Here is a 19645-nt window from a genome sequence, read left to right as displayed (position 1 = left end):
GGAGAGTTGCAGCCTAGCGAGCAAAGAGACTCGACTTCCGGCGTTGAGTTCAGCAAGTGCCCGGCCAATGGTCGGCTGGGGCCGCTGTGCGGCCCCTGGACTCAGTCCAGTGCCTTCCAGATCTCGGTGGCATATTCACGAATGGTCCGATCCGAGGAGAACCAGCCCATCCGCGCCGTGTTCAGCACTGCCATGCGCCACCATTCCTGTGGTGTGTGCCACAGCTCCTCGACCCGCCGCTGGGCATCCCAGTAAGCATCGAAGTCGGCGCACACGAGGAAGCGGTCATAGCCCACCAGCCCGTCGATCAGCCCGGCATAGCGCGCTGGGTCATCCGGCGAGAACACTCCACTGCGGATCGCCTGCAGCACATCGTTCAAGCGGTTGGACGCGGCAATCGCCGCACTCGCACCGAAGTCGCCCGCCTTGTGCCGTGCCTCCACCTGCTGGGCGGTCAGGCCGAAGATGAACATGTTGTCCGCCCCCACCTGCTCGCACATCTCGACATTGGCGCCGTCGAGCGTGCCAATGGTCAGTGCGCCGTTGAGGCCGAACTTCATGTTGCTGGTGCCGGACGCTTCGTAACCGGCGGTGGAAATCTGCTCCGAGAGGTCCGCCGCCGGGATGATGCTTTCGGCCAGACTGACGTTGTAGTTGGGCAGGAACACCACCTTGAGCAGGCCACGCACGGTCGGGTCGTTGTTGACCACACGGGCGATGTCATTGGCCAGCTTGATGATCAGCTTGGCCTGGTGATAACTGGCCGCGGCCTTGCCGGCGAAGATCTTCACCCGCGGCACCCAGTTGGTACCGGGGTCGTTGCGCATGGCCTGGTACAACGCCACGGTGTGCAGCAGGTTGAGCAATTGGCGCTTGTACTCGTGGATACGCTTGACCTGCACGTCGAACAGCGCCTCTGGGTTTACCGTGACGCCGATCCGGTCCTGGATGATGCTGGCCAGGGCACGCTTGCTGTGCAGGCGCTGGGCGGCGAACTGCTTGCGGAAGCTGGCTTTGTCAGCGAACGGCACCAGCCCGGCCAGGCGCCCCTCGGGGTCGTCCTTGAGCTCCGGCCCGAGCGCCTCGACCAGCATCTCGGTCAACTGCGGGTTGGACTGGTACAGCCAGCGGCGGAAGGTGATGCCGTTGGTCTTGTTGTTGATCCGCTGAGGGTAGAGCTTGTGCAGCTCGGCAAACACCGTGCTCTTCATCAGCTTGCTGTGCAGCGCCGACACGCCATTGACGCTGTGCGAGCCCAGAAATGCCAGGTTGCCCATGCGCACCCGCCGGCCGTTGTCCTCTTCGATCAGCGAGACCGCGCGCAGCACGTCGAAGTCGTGCAGGCCTTTGGCGCGCAGGCTGTCGATATGGTAGGCATTGATCAGGTAGATGATCTGCATGTGCCGCGGCAACATGCGCTCCATCAGCGCCACCGGCCAGGTTTCCAGGGCTTCGGGCAGCAGGGTGTGGTTGGTGTAGGCCAGGGTGCCGACCGTCAGTTCCCAAGCGGTGTCCCAGGGAATTTCGTGCTGGTCGACCAGCAGGCGCATCAGCTCGGCCACGGCGATCGATGGGTGAGTGTCATTGAGCTGGATGGCTGCCGCGTCCGGCAGGTTGAGCAGGTTGTCGTGCATGTTGAGGTGGCGACGCAGCAGGTCCTGCAGCGAGGCCGAGACGAAGAAGTACTCCTGACGCAGGCGCAGTTCCTGGCCGGCTTCGGTGCTATCGGCCGGGTACAGCACCCGCGAAATGCTTTCGGCCCGCGCTACTTCGGCGACCGCGCCGAGGTGGTCACCGGCATTGAAGCGCTCCAGGTGCAGCTCTTCCAGCGCCCGCGCCCGCCACAGGCGTAAGGTGTTGACGCTGGCACCGCGCCAGCCAACCACAGGCGTGTCGTAGGCTACCGCTCGCACCGTCTCGCCCGGCCACCACACCTGGCGTTGCTGGCCGCGGGTATCGAGCACCGTTTCGACACTGCCCCCGAAGCTGATCGGGTAAATCACCTCGGCGCGCTCGAACTCCCAGGGGTTACCGAAGTCCAGCCAGTTTTCGGTCTGCTCTTGCTGCCAGCCATCGACCACCGCCTGGCGGAACAGGCCGTGTTCGTAGCGGATGCCGTAGCCATGGGCGGCAATGCCCAAGGTCGACATGCTCTCCATGAAGCAGGCAGCCAGGCGGCCAAGGCCACCATTGCCCAAGGCGGCATCCGGCTCAAGCAGGCGAATGCGCTCCAGATCGACGTTCAGGCCTTCGAGCGCATCGCGGGCAATATCCAGCAAGCCGAGGTTGCTCAGGCTGTCGTAGAGCAGGCGGCCGATGAGAAATTCCAGGGAAAGGTAGTAGACCCGCTTCTGGCTACGTCGGTAGGCCCGGCGAGTGTGGTCCATCCAGTGGTCGACCATGTGATCGCGCGCGGCCAGGGCGATGGCTTCGAACCAGTCATGGTCAAAGGCATGCTCCGGGTCCTTGCCGACCGCGTAGGTCAGCTTATCCAGTACAGCAGCGCGAAAATCCGCGACTTCGGCGTCACGAGCTTCAGGTTCCTGGGACATGGGGCATCCTCGGGCAAGTTGACGAAAGCGGAGGCAGATTGTTGAGCCTAGACGCTTCGACCAAGAGCGACAGCCTGTGTTCGTGGTTTTCATGAACGTTTGCGCATTCGGTCAAAAGGTTGTTCATAAATTGAGCAATTCCGGTATGATCGCGCGCCCCAAGACCGTGATTCACCCCCATAACGATGAAAACGACCCTGATCGCCGCCGCCGAAGTCGACCGCCTGGAGACCTGGCAGCGCTACACCAGCAACATGTGCCATGGCTGCCATTCGACCTGCTGCACCCTGCCGGTGGAGGTGAAGATCAAGGATCTGATCCGCATTGGCGTGGTGGACGAGTTCGAGAAAGACGAACCGCCGAAGAACGTGGCCAAGCGCCTGCAGAAGGAAGGCATCATCGAGCGCTTCAACCAGAAGTCGGGGATCTTCACCCTGACCCGGATGAGCAACGATGACTGCATGTACCTGGATCGCAAGAGCCGGCTGTGCACCATTTATGACAAGCGGCCGGATACTTGCCGTAACCATCCCAAGGTCGGGCCGCGGCCGGGGTATTGTGCTTACAAGCCGAAGGTGGTTGGGCGTTGACGGTCCCGCCAGGACTCAATAGACTTTCACCTGTCTCGATGTACACGGAGCTTCCGTCAGGAAGTGTCTAGACGCCGCCACCTGGTTCCGGCCGTGCCGGTTGATGGGATCAGTCCCTAAGGGCATCCGCGATACGACCCCCTTCATTGGGGGTTTCGTATTTTTACAGGCTGCTATCGCCTGACAGGCCGTCGAATCGGCTCATTTCTCAGTTTCTTCAATATCAGCAACCAGCCTTTGATCTTTTCGTGCCGTTTCAGCGCCGTAGGCCGATTCGAAGGATGGCCGGGGTCACGCACATAAGCGCTTTCCACATGGAGTTTGAGGCTACGGGGCGAGTCTCGACGCAAGTTGAAATACACCTCATATCGGCTGCCCTCTGGATACCCGAACTGATTACCCTCGATGGTCAACCAGTTGCTATGCCCAGTAAATAGGCACTGCCGCTCAGGCAACGAAGCAATGATCGAAGGCAACTGAACTGACAGCTTGTGACGGTTAGGGCAGAAGGCACGGCGAATGCCCCGATGATCGATCAGCAAGTGATCGTGCCCCATATGATCGAAGTCCAGTTCGGTACCTTGCTTGGGGCCATAGCTGACGCAATGACTTGAGTACTCGACCGCCAGCGCTACTTCCCCCATGCCCTCGTCGGCAAGGCCCGGAATCTTCAAGTGATGAGATATTGGGCGCAAATGAAGCAGACTCCATGTGCTGCCTGCGACCTCAATCTGGCCACGAGCCAAGTGATCCTTCCACCCCTTGCCCTTCATTTTCTGCCTCAATCAAGTGCCAGCAGGCAGCGTACTGAGGCCATCGGCCATTGCCAAAGACAGCTTGGTAAGTAATTGAGTAGTAAGAAACATGCTGTAACCGACACTGGAAATATCGGTCTTCTAGACTGCCCAAAAGCGAAGCTATACACCTCCCAGCCAAGGCAACTGAAAACTGTTCATCTATGCACCAAGAAACTTTCCCACTCTTGATGCAGATAATTCCTACAAGTATTGGCTGGCGGCTTCAGTCCTCGCGAAATACCCTACAAACCCTGTCGACTCGCGTCTGATTGTCACTGGAAACCCGTCTCTCTAGGCTTTCCAGGTCGCTGAACGGTTCAGCGATCGAGGTGTGGAAACCTCGGCAATTCAACTGGCTGCTGTCGTCATGACAGCTGTACGCGGGAGGCTTTCGGGCCTACCGGGTTTGCCATGTGCCTGGTTTTCCACCCCGTGTACAGCTGTCACCCCAATGTGTGGAAACGGACGGGTGGCACATGAACGACATGGTGCCAATATGAAAAAGATCGTCCCCGACCCACCCCACCACTTCGACCTCCCAGACGGCACGACCCTCACCCACGCCATCTGCGAAAACCTCGTCCCCCTCGACCACGTCGTGGTCAACATCACCCACTACCTGATGATCGCCTACAACCACAGCCACCGCGCCCTCGATGGCATAGAGGATGACCGCACGCGGGAGACGCTGGTGAATGGCTTGCGGGCCATGCAGTTGGCCTGGGGGCAGGCGGATGCCTTGTCGCTCGCCTTGGAGCGTGCCGGCAGCACGCATTGATGTTCGCCGCTTCCACCACAAGACTCAGGGAGAGAAACCAATGACCGAAAACAACCAGACCACCCCCGGCAAAACCTGCTTCTACCAGGGCGAAGCGCACAGACAACCGCTGTTCCAGGTCTGCGCAGGCATCCCCTGCCAGGACGCCCGCGACCAAGCCTCCGAACTGCTGGGCTGCGTGCGCGACCTGACCCTCACCGCCGTGATGGACAACGACCCGCAACTGATCTGGGCCGCGCATTACCTCAGTGCATTGGCCAAGGCCCTGCTGGACGACGCCGAACTGGGCATGCCGCACTGAGCCAGCGGCTCACGCGCTGCCCGCCGGGAAGCTGCGGCAAGCACCACCGTGATCCGTCGGCGGATGTTCCGGATAGGTCTGCGGCAGCACGCTGACTGGGCTGGTGGCGATGAAGCCATCAGCGAACGTCGCTTCGACGAACTGCGCCTGCCACCCAGTGGCTGGCGCAGTTCGTTGCAGAGTGAAGTGTTGCCTGGGCACTAGCGTCTCGGACTGGTAGCGCACCCCGCAGGCATAGCGGAAGTCGCGATCCTTGCTGTTGCTTGCCGTCCATACCTTCACTGCCAAGGGAGGCTCGGAGAATTCGACAGCCATCCGCCCGGGCTGCCCGCCCCCCGACACTCGCACGCTCGGCAGCGGCTTGCCATCACGCAGGCGCGTCACCGCCGGCACCAAGGTGCTGACCACCACCTGTCGCACGCCACCATGGTCGGAGTTCGGCAATACCCTCAAGCTGGTCTCACCGGGCAGGCGCTGCTGATAATCGGTAACGGGGTCAGGCGCGAAGAAGTCGTCACCACTGGCGGACACCAGGTACTTGGGTATCGCCAGGCGCTGCCCCTCCTCGTTCAGGTACTGCATCGGGTCCATCATCGCCATCAGCCGCTCGAATGCCGGGGTGCCCAGCTGCTGCAACACGCCGGCCTGCTGGTACGAACCCAACGCCAAGGGCCAATGACCGCCATAGCGCTTACGCAAGCCCGCCAGCATGTCCGAGGTGTCTGCCACGTCGATCACACTGGGCACGATGGCCATTACCCGCTCGTCAGCCAATGCCGTCAGCCAAGCGCTCCAACCACGCTTGGAGGCACCCGTGATGATGAATCTGTCCACCACGAGCCCTTGCTTTGCCAGCTCCTGCTCGGCCAGGTCCATCGCCCGGCTTGCCGCCGCAGCCATCGGCACATGCAGTGGCAGTTCCGCCGCAGCCCCACGCAGCGAGTGCGCCCAGGTATGAGCCACGGCATCATCTTCGCGCATTGGCTTGTCACCATCGCTGAAGGTCACGTACTGATTGGGTACATCACTGATCATGACGACAGCGATACGCGCCTTGAGCGCGACCTCGCGCAACGCTTCGCGTGAATAGTCCGGGGTTTGTGCCGGCCCGTGACGCACACCGTTGTTCACCACCAGCAAGGCTTTGCCGGGCGCTGCATCGCGCGGAATGTGCAGCTCGACATCATGTTCCCACCGACGCGGCTCCACCACCGGGGCGGGCTCCCACACCTGCGAAGCCATCTGCAGACGACGGAATGCGTAGCCAGGCTCGGAAGAGTGCTCGAGCAAAACGGATTCCACAGGCGCCTGTCGCACATTACCGATATGGCAGTGGACGATTTCCTGAGGGCGCAGGCCGCTGCAATCCTGCTGGGCACTGGCATGAAAACTGGCCACTAGACAGGGAATGACCAGCGCGAATCGATACTTCATGGGCGTACTTCCTTTTCAATGAAGCACGTCACGCTAGGCAGGGCATGGCACCCGCGCAAGGCATGAACTGCCCTGAAAGAGGCAGCCTACAACACCTTCAGACTCCAGCTACACCCTGCGGCTGGGCCCGCCGTTGCCGTGGCTGGCCCTAGCCTGCAGGAACACTCCGGCACGCCCCGCCAAGGTCTGCTGGCGGATGATCCGGGAAGGTCTGCGGCCAGACACTGACCGGGCTGGTAGCGATGAAACCGTCAGCGAAGGTGGCCTCGATGAACTGCGCCTGCCAACCCACGCTGGGTACAGTTCGCTGCACGGTAAGCCGCCGCTTCGGCTTGATCGTCTGGGAGACGTAGCGCACCCCGCAGGCATAGCGGAAATCCCGATCCCGACTGTTGCTGGCCGTCCACACCTTGACGGTCAATGGCCGCTCGGAAAATCTGACCTGCATCGTTCCCGCGCGCTCATCGGCGATCAGCTGCACCCTCGGCAGCGGCTCGCCCTCATGCAGGCGCCTCACCACAGGCACCAGCGTACTGACCACCGCCTCACGCACCCCGGCATGGTCCGAATTCGGCAATACCCTCAGGCTGGTCTGCCCCGGCAGGCGCTGCTGGTAATCGGTAACCGGGTCGGGGGCGAAGAAATCATCGCCACTGGCGGATATCAGGTACTTGGGGATCGCCAGGCGCTGGCCAGGCTCATTGAGGTACTGCATCGGATCGATCATGGCAGCCAGGCGCGCAAATCCGGGGCTGTCCAGCTGCTTCAAGACTCCCGCCTGCTGGTAAGGCAACAACGCCAGGGGCCAGTGGCCACCGTAGCGCTTACGCAAGCCGGCCAGCATGGCGGCGGTATCCTCCACCTCGATCACGTTAGGAACGATGGCCATCACGCGGTCATCGGCCAGCGCCGTCAACCACGCCCCCCAACCACGCTTGGAGCCACCCGTGATGATGAACCGGTCAACCTTGTGCCCGATTTTTTTCAACTGTTCCTGCGCAAGATCCATCGCCCGGCTCGCCGCTGCGGCCATCGGCACCTGCAAGGGCAGCTCCGGCGCGGCAGCCTGATCATTCAGCGAATGCGCCCAGGTATGGGCAACGGCTTCATCTTCACGCAGGGGTTTCTGGACGTCGCTAAAGGTCAGCGCCTGATTCGGCACATCACTGACCATCACCACCGCGATGCGTGCCTTGAGGGCAACCTCACGCAAAACTTCGCGGGTATAGCTCGGGGGCTGCGCAGCACCAAAGCGCACGCCGTTGTTCACGACGAGCAACGCCTTGCCGGGCACAGCATGGCGCGGCACGTACAACTCGACATCGTGCTTCCATTCGCGTGGCTCAGTGACCGGGGCCGGCGCCCATTGCTGTGAGGTCATGTGAAACGCCAGGAACCTGTAGTCAGGCGATGACGTCTGTTCGAACAGTTGGGCATCCAGTGGCGCCTGTCGAACATTGCCGATGTAGCACCTGACCACTTCCTGCGGGCGCAGGCCGGCGCAGTCCTGCTGGCCGCTGGCATGGAAGCTGGCGATCAGACAGGCACTCGCGAATACCAAGCGAACATTCATGAAGCCTTCTTCCTTGAAAATAAAGCTCATCAGCCTAGACAACACCTCGACAGGCCGCCAGCGGATGCCGCACAAACAAAAACGCCCCCGGCCTTTCGACCGGGGGCGTTTTCATTCAGCCTGAACTAACTTAGCTGTTCTTGGCTTTTTTGGCAGCGCGGGTACGCTCGCTTTCGTCCAGGATCTTCTTGCGAAGACGGATGGACTTCGGCGTTACTTCGCACAGCTCGTCTTCCTGGATGTATTCCAGAGCCTGTTCCAGGGTGAAGCGAACTGGCGGAACCAGGGCGATGACTTCGTCTTTACCCGAAGCACGCATGTTGTCGAGCTTCTTGCCCTTGGTAGGGTTGACGCCCAGGTCGTTGTCGCGGCTGTTCTGGCCGATGATCTGACCGTTGTAGATCTCTTGACCGTGCTCGACGAACAGCTTGCCGCGCGCCTGCAGGGTTTCCAGCGAGTAGGTCAGCGCCTTGCCGGTTTCGACCGAAACCAGTACGCCGTTCTGACGGCCGGACATGTGGCCGGACTTCACGGTGTCGTAGCGATCGAAGATCGAAGTCAGGATGCCTGCACCGTTGGTCAGGGTCAGGAACTGGTTACGGAAACCGATCAGACCACGAGCCGGGATGTTGTATTCCAGGCGTACACGGCCCTTGCCATCCGGAACCATGTTGGTCAGGTCGCCTTTACGCAGGCCCATCTCTTCCATGACCTTGCCCTGGGATTCTTCAGGGATGTCGATGGTAACGTTTTCGAACGGTTCCTGCTTCACGCCGTCGACTTCACGGATGATCACTTCCGGACGGCCCAGGGCCAGTTCGAAGCCTTCGCGACGCATGGTTTCGATCAGTACCGAGAGGTGCAGCTCGCCACGGCCCGACACCTTGAACTTGTCTGGGGAGTCGGTTTCTTCAACGCGCAGGGCAACGTTGTACAGCAGCTCCTTGTCCAGACGGTCCTTGATGTTACGGCTGGTGACGAACTTGCCTTCCTTGCCGCAGAACGGCGAGTCGTTGACCTGGAAGGTCATCGAAACGGTAGGCTCGTCAACGGTCAGCGGCTTCATCGCCTCGACAGCAGTCGGGTCGCACAGGGTGTCGGAGATGAACAGCTCGTCGAAACCGCTGATGCAGACGATGTCGCCAGCCTGGGCTTCTTCGACGTCGACGCGGTGCAGGCCGTGGTGGCCCATCAGCTTGAGGATACGGCCGTTACGCTTCTTGCCGTCAGCGTCGATGGCGACAACCGGGGTGTTCGGCTTGATGCGACCACGGGCAATACGGCCAACACCGATCACGCCCAGGAAGCTGTTGTAGTCCAGTGCGGAGATCTGCATCTGGAACGGGCCGTCACGGTCAACAGCTGGCGCTGGAACGTGGTCGATGACAGCCTGGTACAGGGCAGTCATGTCGTCGCCCATGGCGGTGTGGTCCAGACCGGCGATGCCGTTCAGGGCCGAGGCGTAGACGACTTTGAAGTCCAGCTGCTCGTCGGTGGCACCGAGGTTGTCGAACAGGTCGAAGATCTGGTCCAGAACCCAGTCAGGACGCGCGCCCGGGCGGTCAACCTTGTTGATCACGACGATCGGCTTCAGGCCGGCTTCGAAGGCCTTCTTGGTCACGAAGCGGGTTTGCGGCATCGGGCCGTCCTGGGCGTCGACCAGCAGCAGCACGGAGTCGACCATCGACATTACACGCTCAACCTCGCCACCGAAGTCGGCGTGGCCGGGGGTGTCGACGATGTTGATGTGGTAGCCGTTCCAGTTGATGGCGGTGTTTTTCGCCAGAATGGTAATACCGCGCTCTTTTTCCTGGTCGTTGGAGTCCATGACGCGCTCGTCGTTGAGCTCGTTACGCTCCAGGGTGCCGGACTGACGCAGGAGTTTGTCGACCAGGGTGGTTTTACCATGGTCAACGTGGGCGATGATGGCGATGTTACGCAGATTTTCGATCACAACTGTATCTCGATCAGAGGATTCGGTTGCCGCCAGTGTAGGCGGCGAATATGTACGGTTTGAGGCTCAGCGGGCCCGATGGTCGGGAGGGCGATGGCGGATGCTGCCGCCATACAGCCCTGGCGTCTTATGTCGGACGATAAACACGCACATTGGCATGTCCCTCACTGAGCAGGTGGTGTGCGTGCAAACGGCTCATCACACCTTTGTCGCAATACAGCAAGTACTGGCGCGTAGGGTCCAGGTGCTTGAACTTGCTGTTGATCGCATAGAACGGCATGGCCTGGACTTCGATACCTTCGAGCACCAGAGGTTCGTCTTCCTGGGCATCGGGGTGACGAATGTCGATGACGATCTGGCCCGGCAGTGCCTCGGCCACTTCCTCGACTTCGATGTCCTTGCCCAGCTCATCGATCACATGGTCGATGGAGATGAACTTGGCACGCTCCAGGGCACGTTCCAGTACGGCCATGTCGAACTGCTTTTCTTCGTGCTCCATGCGGTGACGCTTGGCATGGGTGGTCGGGTTCACCGAGATCACGCCGCAGTATTCCGGCATGTGCTTGGCGAAGTCGGCGGTGCCGATTTCGGTCGCCTGGTCGATGATGTCCTGCTTGTGGCTGGCCAGCAACGGGCGCAGCACCAGCTTGTCGGTGGCCGAGTCGATGATCGACAGGTTCGGCAGGGTCTGGCTGGAGACCTGGGAAATCGCCTCGCCGGTGACCAGCGCGTCGATCTGCAGGCGCTCGGCCATGTGCGCGGCACCGCGCAACATCATGCGCTTGAGGGTCACGCCCATGTAGCTGTTGTCGACCTTGTTGAGGATCTCGCCGACCACTTCTTCGAACGGCACGCTGATGAACAGCACGCGCTGGCTGCTGCCGTACTTTTTCCACAGGTAGTGGGCGACTTCCATCACGCCCAGCTCGTGGGCACGGCCGCCGAGGTTGAAGAAGCAGAAGTGGGTCATCAGGCCGCGGCGCATCATCTGGTAGGCCGCCACGGTGGAATCGAAACCACCGGACATCAGCACCAGGGTCTGCTCCAGGGCGCCCAACGGGTAGCCGCCGATGCCGTTGTGCTGGTTGTGGATCACATACAGGCGCTGGTCGCGGATTTCCATGCGCACCACGACTTCCGGCGTCTTCAGGTCGATGCCGGCGGCGCCGCACTGCTGGCGCAGCTGGCTGCCGACGTAGCGGTCGACGTCCATCGAGGTGAAGTCGTGGTGGCCGCCGCGTTTGCAGCGCACCGAGAAGCGCTTGCCGGCCAGCAGGTGGCCGAAGTGGTGCTTGCACTTGGCGACGATGTCGTCGAAGTCACCCAGCGGGTACTCATCGACCTGCAGGAAGTGGGTGATGCCCGGGGTGCAGGTGAGGCGCTCGATCATCTCGCGCTGGACCTTCTCGTCTTCGACGCGGGTAACCACCTCGAGATTGTCCCAGACACCATCGACCGCGAGCTCTGGATCAAGATCCTTGAGCACGTTGCGGATGTTCTTGCCGAGCTGGCGGATGAAGCGCTTGCGCACCGGCCGGCTCTTGATGGTGATTTCTGGGAAGACTTTGACGATAAGTTTCATTGGGTTAACAGCGCGCGCAGGGCCTGCCGAAAATGAGGGGCGCGAATTATAGCGGAAATTGCTCAGGATTTGACCAACTTTTGATCAGAAGCTTTGAGATAAATGTGGGAGACAGAATTTGCAGTGCCTGTGCCGGCCTCATCGCGGATAAATCCGCTCCTAATCAGGTGAGCGGTCATTGTAGGAGCGGATTTATCCGCGATGAGGCCCTCAAAACAAGCACACCTTTCATGCCATGCACTCATTTGGTGCTCTACACTGGATTTCTGCCTCCTAAGGGTGCACTTTTACCCGCCGTCAGCCCGGCAAATGCCCGCAAACGCCCCTTTTTATCCCGCCCTCGCCATTTTCGGGCACTGGCATGCAATTTGCTCCCTTGTGAGGCAGGTACGCTTGGCCGACTATCCGCGCCCGGCAACACCCTTTTTCCAGAGCAGCGGCCCACCGCGCTCTAGACCCTCCGGAGGACAACATGTCGAAGTCGGTTCAACTCATCAAAGATCATGACGTCAAGTGGATTGATCTGCGTTTCACGGACACCAAGGGCGTACAGCATCACGTGACCATGCCGGCGCGTGATGGCCTGGACGAAGACTTCTTCGAAGTCGGCAAGATGTTCGACGGCTCCTCCATCGCTGGCTGGAAAGGCATCGAAGCTTCCGACATGATCCTGATGCCGGTCGACGAGACCGCCGTTCTGGACCCGTTCACCGAAGAACCGACCCTGATCATCACCTGCGACATCGTCGACCCATCGAGCATGCAGGGCTATGATCGCGACCCACGTGCGATCGCCAAGCGCGCCGAAGAGTACCTGAAGAGCACCGGCATCGGTGACACCGTCTTCGCTGGCCCAGAGCCAGAGTTCTTCATCTTCGACGAAGTGAAGTTCAAGTCGGACATCTCCGGCTCGATGTTCAAGATCTTCTCCGAGCAAGGCTCGTGGATGTCCGACGCAGACGTGGAAGGCGGCAACAAAGGCCACCGTCCAGGCGTGAAAGGCGGCTACTTCCCGGTTCCGCCGTTCGACCACGACCACGAAATCCGTACCGCCATGTGCAACGCTCTGGAAGAAATGGGCCAGACCGTTGAAGTTCACCACCACGAAGTGGCGACTGCCGGCCAGAACGAAATCGGCGTCAAGTTCAACACCCTGGTGAAGAAGGCTGACGAAGTACAAGCCCTGAAATACGTCGTGCACAACGTTGCCGACGCTTACGGCCGTACCGCCACCTTCATGCCGAAGCCACTGTACGGCGACAACGGCTCGGGCATGCACGTGCATATGTCGATCTGGAAAGACGGCAAGAACACCTTCTCCGGTGAAGGCTATGCCGGCCTGTCCGACACCGCCCTGTACTTCATCGGCGGTATCATCAAGCACGGTAAGGCCCTGAACGGCTTCACCAACCCGTCGACCAACTCGTACAAGCGTCTGGTCCCAGGCTTCGAAGCGCCGGTAATGCTGGCCTACTCGGCTCGCAACCGTTCCGCCTCGATCCGTATTCCTTACGTCGGCAGCCCGAAAGCCCGCCGTATCGAAGCACGCTTCCCGGACCCATCGGCCAACCCATACCTGGCCTTCGCAGCCCTGCTGATGGCTGGCCTGGACGGCATCCAGAACAAGATCCACCCAGGCGATGCTGCCGACAAGAACCTGTACGACCTGCCGCCAGAAGAAGCCAAGGACATCCCGCAAGTTTGCGGCAGCCTGAAAGAAGCTCTGGAAGAGCTGGATAAAGGCCGTGCGTTCCTGACCAAGGGCGGCGTGTTCTCCGACGACTTCATCGATGCCTTCATCGAGCTGAAGAGCGAAGAAGAAATCAAGGTCCGCACCTTCGTGCACCCGCTGGAATACGAGCTGTACTACAGCTGCTGATCTGATTGGCGCCTTGCGCCGATGACCTGATCAAAAGGGCCTCCTTCGGGAGGCCCTTTTTCGTACAAGCAATACAGATCCAGCTGACAGACTCACTCATCACCATTGCGCAGGGTGGACGATTCATTCATCCACTGGTGCTTTTTTCATGCGCATCCTCGCAATACTGACCTCTGCGCTGCTGATCAGCGGCTGCGCCAACCTCGATGCCGAACCGGCAACGCTCACATCCAACGTCTTGCTCCGTGCCTCCAATGGTTGGGACGGCACGCCCTACATGCGCTATCCCGACGGCCAACCTGAACTGTCGCTGCTGAGGATTCAGATCCCAGCCGCCACCTCACTCGAGTGGCACTGCCACCTGGCGCCGAACATGGGTTACCTGGTCAAAGGCGAAATCGAAGTAGAAACCCTCGACGGCAAGCGCACCCGAGTACGTGCGGGTGAACCGCTGGCGGAAATCGTCAATCGCGTCCACCGCGGTCATACCTCTGAGCAACCCGCCGAACTGCTGGTGTTCTACGCGGGCGCAGCAGGCATTGCTCCCGCCACCCCCGCCAGTGAGTGCCCAACGGGAAGCGTAGTCCAGTGACATGAAACTGTGCCGTCGAGGATGCCTTCATCGAGCTGAAGAGCGAAGAAGAAATCAAGGTCCGCGCCTTCGTGCACCCGCTGGAATACGAGCTGTACTACAGCTGTTTTACGCCAATCGCTTTCAGATGCTTCCTACAAGCAAGACTCTCCTGACTGCGCACAATCAAGTCTCTGACAATAAGGAGATTGCCATGCGCCCCCTGCCCTTCGTGCTGTGCTTCGTCATTACGCTTCTCGGCTGCAGCTCCCCCTCACAACCTGAACTCAAGCCTTTGCTCGCGGCAATCGGGCAGCGCCTGGACCTGGCCTACGCAGTAGCCGTGCACAAATGGGACAATGGCGTACCCGTCGAGGCCCCGATGCGAGAACAAGAGGTTCTGCAGCAGGTTCAAGCTGCAGCGCATGACTACGACTTGTCTCCCGAACGGGCAGCGGCCTTTTTCGCCGACCAGATCGAAGCCAACAAGATGGTCCAGTACGGCCTGATCGACCGCTGGACTGCACTGGGGAAGCGGCCCCCACAGCAAGCTCGGAACCTCGCCGATGAACTGCGCCCGCGCCTGGACATGCTGCAGGCGACATTGCTGTTCGAACTGGGCAACTTGGACCGCAAGCCACTGAACGACTGCCCTCGCCAACTGACAGACGCCCTGGCCGGGCACACCAGCGAGCCGCTCCGACACATGGCTCTGGTCCGCGCAACAGCACAATTGTGCGTAGAACGCTGACCTCAGCAATGCTCTATATTGGTGCATAAGCACGCCAAGGGCTTCAATCTGTAACCCAAAACAGGTCACGTGGAACGATAAATCAGGGCAATCTGTTCCGAATAAGCGCAATTCCAGGTCTTTATCAGGCAATTCCGCTTCTTTTCGGAGCCTTGGTTTGTTTCTTGCATTTTCCTGTGCAGAGACTGGCATCCGCGGATCCACCGCCTGCCCGGCCATGGCCGTGCCCTGCCTGACAAGCGCCAAAAGAGGTCAACGACGCCTTATGACCATCAGCGATGCACAGCACCGTCTGCTTCTGGACAACCTGACCACCGCCACGCTCCTGCTCAACAGCGAGCTGCGCCTGGAGTACATGAACCCGGCTGCGGAAATGCTCCTGGCGGTCAGTGGCCAGCGCAGCCACGGGCAGTTCATCAGTGAACTGTTCACCGAATCGACCGAGGCGCTCAATTCGCTGCGCCAGGCCGTGGAACAGGCGCACCCGTTCACCAAGCGCGAAGCGCAACTGACCTCGCTGACCGGGCAGGCCATCACCGTCGACTACGCGGTGACACCGATCCTGCACCAGGGCAATACCTTGCTGCTGCTGGAAGTCCACCCGCGTGATCGCCTGCTGCGCATCACCAAGGAAGAGGCTCAGCTGAGCAAGCAGGAAACCACCAAGATGCTGGTGCGCGGCCTGGCCCACGAGATCAAGAACCCGCTCGGCGGTATCCGAGGCGCAGCACAGCTGCTGGCCCGCGAACTGCCCGAAGAGGGCCTGCGCGACTACACCAACGTGATCATCGAAGAGGCCGACCGCCTACGCAACCTGGTCGACCGCATGCTCGGCTCGAACAAGTTGCCGTCGCTGGCCATGACCAACATCCACGAAGTCCTGGAGCGGGTCTGCAGCCTGGTCGAGGCCGAAAGCCAGGGTTGCATCACTATGGTGCGCGACTACGACCCGAGCTTGCCGGACGTGTTGATCGACCGCGAGCAGATGATCCAGGCCGTACTGAACATCGTGCGCAATGCGATGCAGGCGATCAGCTCGCAGAACGAGCTGCGCCTGGGCCGCATCACTCTGCGCAGCCGCGCCGTGCGTCAGTTCACCATTGGCCACGTGCGCCATCGCCTGGCGGCGCGTATCGAGATCATCGACAACGGCCCGGGCATCCCTGCGGAACTGCAGGACACCCTTTTCTATCCCATGGTCAGTGGGCGCCCGGACGGTACCGGGCTCGGCCTGGCCATTACCCAGAACATCATCAGCCAGCACCAGGGCCTGATCGAGTGTGAAAGCCACGCAGGGCACACCGCCTTCTCGATCTTCCTGCCCTTGGAACAAGGAGCCACCGCCTCATGAGCCGAAGTGAAACCGTATGGATCGTCGATGATGATCGCTCCATCCGCTGGGTCCTGGAAAAAGCCCTGCAACAGGAAGGCATGACCACCCAGAGCTTCGACAGCGCCGATGGCGTCATGGGCCGCCTGGCCCGCCAGCAGCCTGATGTGATCATTTCCGACATTCGCATGCCCGGCGCCAGCGGCCTCGACCTGCTGGCGCAGATCCGCGAACAGCATCCGCGCCTGCCGGTCATCATCATGACCGCCCACTCCGACCTGGACAGCGCAGTGGCGTCCTACCAGGGCGGTGCCTTCGAATACCTGCCCAAGCCGTTCGACGTGGACGAAGCGGTGTCGCTGGTCAAGCGTGCCAATCAGCACGCCCAGGAACAACAAGGCCTCGATGTGCCGCAGGCCTTGGCCCGCACCCCGGAAATCATCGGCGAAGCACCCGCGATGCAGGAGGTGTTCCGTGCCATCGGCCGCCTGAGCCACTCCAACATCACCGTACTGATCAACGGCGAATCCGGAACCGGTAAAGAGCTGGTGGCGCACGCCCTGCACCGTCACAGCCCGCGTGCCGCATCGCCATTCATCGCCCTGAACATGGCGGCCATCCCCAAGGACCTGATGGAGTCGGAGCTGTTCGGCCACGAGAAAGGCGCCTTCACCGGCGCGGCCAACCTGCGCCGCGGCCGCTTCGAACAGGCCGACGGCGGCACCTTGTTCCTCGACGAGATCGGCGACATGCCCGCCGATACCCAGACCCGCCTGCTGCGGGTTTTGGCCGATGGCGAGTTCTATCGGGTTGGCGGCCACGTGCCGGTGAAGGTCGATGTACGCATCATTGCGGCGACCCACCAGAACCTGGAGTCGCTGGTAACGGCCGGCAAGTTCCGTGAGGACTTGTTCCACCGCCTGAACGTGATCCGCATCCATATCCCACGCCTGGCCGACCGCCGCGAGGACATCCCGGCGCTGGCACGGCACTTCCTCGGCCGTGCCGCCCAGGAGCTGGCCGTCGAGCCGAAGTTGCTCAAGCCGGAAACCGAAGAGTTCATCCGCAACCTGCCGTGGCCGGGCAACGTGCGCCAGCTGGAGAACACCTGCCGCTGGATCACGGTAATGGCCTCCAGCCGCGAAGTGCTGATCGGCGACCTGCCGCCGGAGCTGCTGAACCTGCCGCAGGACGCAGCGCCGGTGACCAACTGGGAGCAGGCGCTGCGCCAGTGGGCAGACCAGGCCTTGGCGCGCGGGCAGTCGAACTTGCTCGACAGCGCGGTGCCCAGCTTCGAACGGATCATGATCGAGACTGCACTGAAGCACACTGCCGGGCGCCGGCGTGATGCCGCGGTACTGCTGGGTTGGGGGCGCAATACCCTGACCCGCAAGATCAAGGAACTGGGTATGAACGTGGACGGCGGGGATGAGGATGAGGGCGAGGACCACTGATCCTCGTTAACCCGTTAAACCCCTGGGGCCGCTTTTGCGGCCCCAGCCATTTCTACCCTCCGGTGCACCGATGCTGTGCCCGATGCACCTCACGAAGGCACAAACCCCCTCAAAACTCGGCCAAATCGCCCTGAAACTCCCTATTTCCGGGTTTTTCAAAACTGGCACGCCCCCTGCAATAGCTAATACATATCCAGTTTCGGGGGCCCTGGTACAGGCAGGCCGGGTGACCCCTCTTTTATTCGCAGTAACGCCGCTTTCGGGGACCTCGGTACAGGCAGGCCGGGCCATCCCCCCTTTAATTCGCTGTAAGCCCTTTTGGGGACCTTGGTACAGGCAGGCCGAGATATCCCCTCTTTTATTCGTGCAGTTTCACCTGCACCCGCCAACGTCCAGCGTCCTCTGCACCGGCCCATTCGCCGTGCAGGGGACGCGCGGCAATCACCGTCAGCAACAGCCCCTTGTCGCTCTTCTGCAATCGCCAGCCAACCGGTTTGCCCTGCAGGTCCAACTGACCACGCTGCGCCTTGCCCTCGGCCTCGAACAGCAGCGCCACGGTACCCTCGACGTTTTCGCCATGCAGCTTGGGTTCTTCGTTGAACCACAGGTCCAGGCCATCCGGTACCACTTCGACCTGCTCCAGCACATGCTCGTCAGGGGCAGTCAAACGGCCAATCATCAGGCCCACCAATATGCCGAACAGCGCCAGGGAAAGCAGCATGCGCGGCCAGGCCTTCGAACGCAGGTCGGGTTCAGGGGTAGAATGCTCGTCATCTTCACGTTTGGAGCCGTGCATGTTTCACGTCATCCTTTTTCAACCAGAAATTCCGCCGAATACCGGCAACATCATCCGCCTCTGCGCCAACAGCGGTTGCGCCCTGCACCTGATCGAGCCGATCAGCTTCGAACTGGACGACAAGCGCCTGCGCCGGGCCGGGCTGGATTACCACGAGTATGCCACGCTCAAGCGCCACGAAAGCCTGGCCGGATGCCTGGAAAGCCTGGGCAATCCGCGGCTGTTCGCCTTTACCACCAAGGGCTCGCATCCGTTCCATGAAGTGGCTTATCAGCCCGGTGATGCATTCCTGTTCGGGCCTGAGAGCCGAGGCCTGCCGGCCGAGGTGCTGGACAGCCTGCCGGCCGAGCAACGCCTGCGCCTGCCGATGCGGCCGGGGTGCAGGAGCCTTAACCTGTCCAATACCGTGGCGGTTACCGTCTATGAAGCCTGGCGGCAGAATGGGTTTGCCGGGAGCTGATCCGTAGCCGGCACAGGCAACAAAAAAGCGCCCCGAGAGGCGCTTTTTTGATACCGGCAGAATTACTGCACGGTCGGCGTTTCGCCAGCTTCCTGCATGCGCTGCAGCTCTTGCGCGTACAGGGCGTCGAAGTTGACCGGCGACAGCATCAGGGCCGGGAACGAACCGCGGGTCACCAGGCTGTCCAGGGTCTCACGGGCATACGGGAACAGGATGTTCGGGCAGAACGCGCCGAGCGTGTGGCTCATCGACGAAGCGTCGAGGTTCTTGATCAGGAAGATGCCAGCCTGCTGAACTTCAGCGATGAAGGCCACTTCGTCACCGTTCTTGACGGTCACCGACAGGGTCAGCACCACTTCGTGGAAGTCACCTTCCAGGGCCTTCTGCTTGGTGTTCAGGTCCAGGGCAACGCTCGGCTCCCAGGTCTGACGGAAGATCTGCGGGCTTTTCGGGGCTTCGAACGACAGGTCACGCACGTAGATGCGCTGCATGGAGAACTGAGGGCTGTTGTCTTCTGCAGCAGCGCCGTTGGTCTGTTGGTCAGTCATGGCAGATCCTTAATCCTAATGTTTTTGAATGCAGTGCAAATCAGGCTGCCAGCAGCGCGTCGAGCTTGCCGGCGCGCTCCAGGGCATAGAGGTCATCGCATCCACCGACGTGGGTGCTGCCGATCCAGATCTGCGGCACCGAAGTACGGCCGGCCTTCTGGCTCATCTCGGCGCGGACCTGCGGCTTGCCGTCAACCTTGATTTCCTCGAAGGCCACGCCTTTGCTCTCGAGCAGGTACTTGGCGCGCATGCAGTAAGGGCAGTAGTCGCTGGAATAGACGATGACGGGCTTCAT

General features: G+C 61.0%; 18 protein-coding genes. 9 read left to right on the top strand and 9 right to left on the bottom strand.

The window, feature by feature from the left end; translation table 11 throughout:
- Window positions 1-101: 101 nt before the first annotated feature.
- Complete coding sequence (locus ABE528_RS24145; RefSeq protein WP_152955596.1) at window positions 102-2552, bottom strand: glycogen/starch/alpha-glucan phosphorylase; 2451 nt, start codon at window positions 2550-2552, stop codon at window positions 102-104.
- 185 nt (window positions 2553-2737) lie between these two features.
- Here ABE528_RS24145 and ABE528_RS24140 point away from each other — a divergent pair, with 185 nt between their 5' ends.
- On the top strand, window positions 2738-3142 hold the full coding sequence (locus ABE528_RS24140) for a YkgJ family cysteine cluster protein (protein WP_003249225.1): 405 nt from the start codon (window positions 2738-2740) through the stop codon (window positions 3140-3142).
- 173 nt (window positions 3143-3315) lie between these two features.
- Here ABE528_RS24140 and ABE528_RS24135 read toward each other — a convergent pair whose 3' ends face one another.
- Window positions 3316-3915, bottom strand: coding sequence for a hypothetical protein (locus ABE528_RS24135; RefSeq protein ID WP_346654240.1), 600 nt, complete (start codon window positions 3913-3915; stop codon window positions 3316-3318).
- Between the two features lie 520 nt (window positions 3916-4435).
- Here ABE528_RS24135 and ABE528_RS24130 point away from each other — a divergent pair.
- Together ABE528_RS24130 and ABE528_RS24125 are read left to right on the top strand one after the other, a co-directional pair.
- Window positions 4436-4717, top strand: a complete 282-nt coding sequence (locus ABE528_RS24130) for a hypothetical protein (RefSeq protein ID WP_152955594.1) — start codon at window positions 4436-4438, stop codon at window positions 4715-4717.
- Between the two features lie 40 nt (window positions 4718-4757).
- Window positions 4758-5018: a DUF3077 domain-containing protein gene (locus ABE528_RS24125; protein WP_346654239.1), complete on the top strand. Its 261-nt coding sequence runs from the start codon at window positions 4758-4760 to the stop codon at window positions 5016-5018.
- A gap of 9 nt (window positions 5019-5027) precedes the next feature.
- Here the strand turns inward: ABE528_RS24125 and ABE528_RS24120 are convergent, their stop codons facing one another.
- The 4 genes from ABE528_RS24120 to thiI form a co-directional block, all read right to left on the bottom strand.
- On the bottom strand, window positions 5028-6452 hold the full coding sequence (locus tag ABE528_RS24120) for a PhoPQ-activated protein PqaA family protein (protein WP_346654238.1): 1425 nt from the start codon (window positions 6450-6452) through the stop codon (window positions 5028-5030).
- A gap of 148 nt (window positions 6453-6600) precedes the next feature.
- Complete coding sequence (locus ABE528_RS24115; protein ID WP_346654237.1) at window positions 6601-8025, bottom strand: PhoPQ-activated protein PqaA family protein; 1425 nt, start codon at window positions 8023-8025, stop codon at window positions 6601-6603.
- A 130-nt stretch (window positions 8026-8155) separates the two neighbouring features.
- On the bottom strand, window positions 8156-9979 hold the full coding sequence (gene typA / locus ABE528_RS24110; protein WP_346654236.1) for a translational GTPase TypA: 1824 nt from the start codon (window positions 9977-9979) through the stop codon (window positions 8156-8158).
- Between the two features lie 127 nt (window positions 9980-10106).
- Entirely contained in the window at window positions 10107-11561 is a 1455-nt protein-coding gene (thiI, locus tag ABE528_RS24105) for a tRNA uracil 4-sulfurtransferase ThiI (RefSeq protein WP_152955590.1), read from the bottom strand.
- Between the two features lie 472 nt (window positions 11562-12033).
- Between thiI and glnA the strand changes: the two genes are divergently transcribed.
- The 5 genes from glnA to ntrC all read left to right on the top strand — a co-directional run bounded on the left by glnA (window position 12034) and on the right by ntrC (window position 17546).
- The gene (gene glnA, locus ABE528_RS24100; RefSeq protein ID WP_103446036.1) at window positions 12034-13440 is read left to right on the top strand and encodes a type I glutamate--ammonia ligase; all 1407 of its coding nucleotides are present in this window, start codon (window positions 12034-12036) and stop codon (window positions 13438-13440) included.
- Window positions 13441-13588: 148 nt separating this feature from the next.
- On the top strand, window positions 13589-14032 hold the full coding sequence (locus ABE528_RS24095) for a cupin domain-containing protein (RefSeq protein WP_346654235.1): 444 nt from the start codon (window positions 13589-13591) through the stop codon (window positions 14030-14032).
- A 193-nt stretch (window positions 14033-14225) separates the two neighbouring features.
- The gene (gene aroQ / locus ABE528_RS24090; protein ID WP_346654234.1) at window positions 14226-14762 is read left to right on the top strand and encodes a gamma subclass chorismate mutase AroQ; all 537 of its coding nucleotides are present in this window, start codon (window positions 14226-14228) and stop codon (window positions 14760-14762) included.
- A gap of 265 nt (window positions 14763-15027) precedes the next feature.
- Complete coding sequence (gene glnL / locus ABE528_RS24085) at window positions 15028-16113, top strand: nitrogen regulation protein NR(II) (protein ID WP_152955587.1); 1086 nt, start codon at window positions 15028-15030, stop codon at window positions 16111-16113.
- The gene (ntrC, locus tag ABE528_RS24080; protein WP_060484298.1) at window positions 16110-17546 is read left to right on the top strand and encodes a nitrogen regulation protein NR(I); all 1437 of its coding nucleotides are present in this window, start codon (window positions 16110-16112) and stop codon (window positions 17544-17546) included. Before glnL ends, ntrC begins: the two co-directional genes overlap by 4 nt.
- A 358-nt stretch (window positions 17547-17904) precedes the next feature.
- Here ntrC and ABE528_RS24075 read toward each other — a convergent pair whose 3' ends face one another.
- Window positions 17905-18342 carry a hypothetical protein gene (locus ABE528_RS24075; RefSeq protein WP_346654233.1) on the bottom strand — a complete coding sequence of 146 codons (438 nt, stop codon included), beginning with the start codon at window positions 18340-18342 and terminating at the stop codon, window positions 17905-17907.
- Between ABE528_RS24075 and trmL the strand changes: the two genes are divergently transcribed.
- Complete coding sequence (gene trmL, locus ABE528_RS24070) at window positions 18341-18802, top strand: tRNA (uridine(34)/cytosine(34)/5-carboxymethylaminomethyluridine(34)-2'-O)-methyltransferase TrmL (protein WP_054884254.1); 462 nt, start codon at window positions 18341-18343, stop codon at window positions 18800-18802. The genes ABE528_RS24075 and trmL overlap by 2 nt on opposite strands.
- 62 nt (window positions 18803-18864) lie before the next feature.
- Here trmL and secB read toward each other — a convergent pair whose 3' ends face one another.
- The gene (gene secB, locus ABE528_RS24065; RefSeq protein WP_103446040.1) at window positions 18865-19350 is read right to left on the bottom strand and encodes a protein-export chaperone SecB; all 486 of its coding nucleotides are present in this window, start codon (window positions 19348-19350) and stop codon (window positions 18865-18867) included.
- 40 nt (window positions 19351-19390) lie between these two features.
- A complete protein-coding gene (grxC, locus tag ABE528_RS24060) occupies window positions 19391-19645 on the bottom strand; it encodes a glutaredoxin 3 (RefSeq protein ID WP_003249204.1) in 255 nt (84 codons plus the stop codon).

It is taken from the genome of Pseudomonas sp. TWI628, assembly GCF_039673865.1.
Taxonomy (GTDB): domain Bacteria; phylum Pseudomonadota; class Gammaproteobacteria; order Pseudomonadales; family Pseudomonadaceae; genus Aquipseudomonas.
Note: the sequence above shows the minus strand (reverse complement) of the source record. Positions and strands in the feature narration are given on the sequence as shown.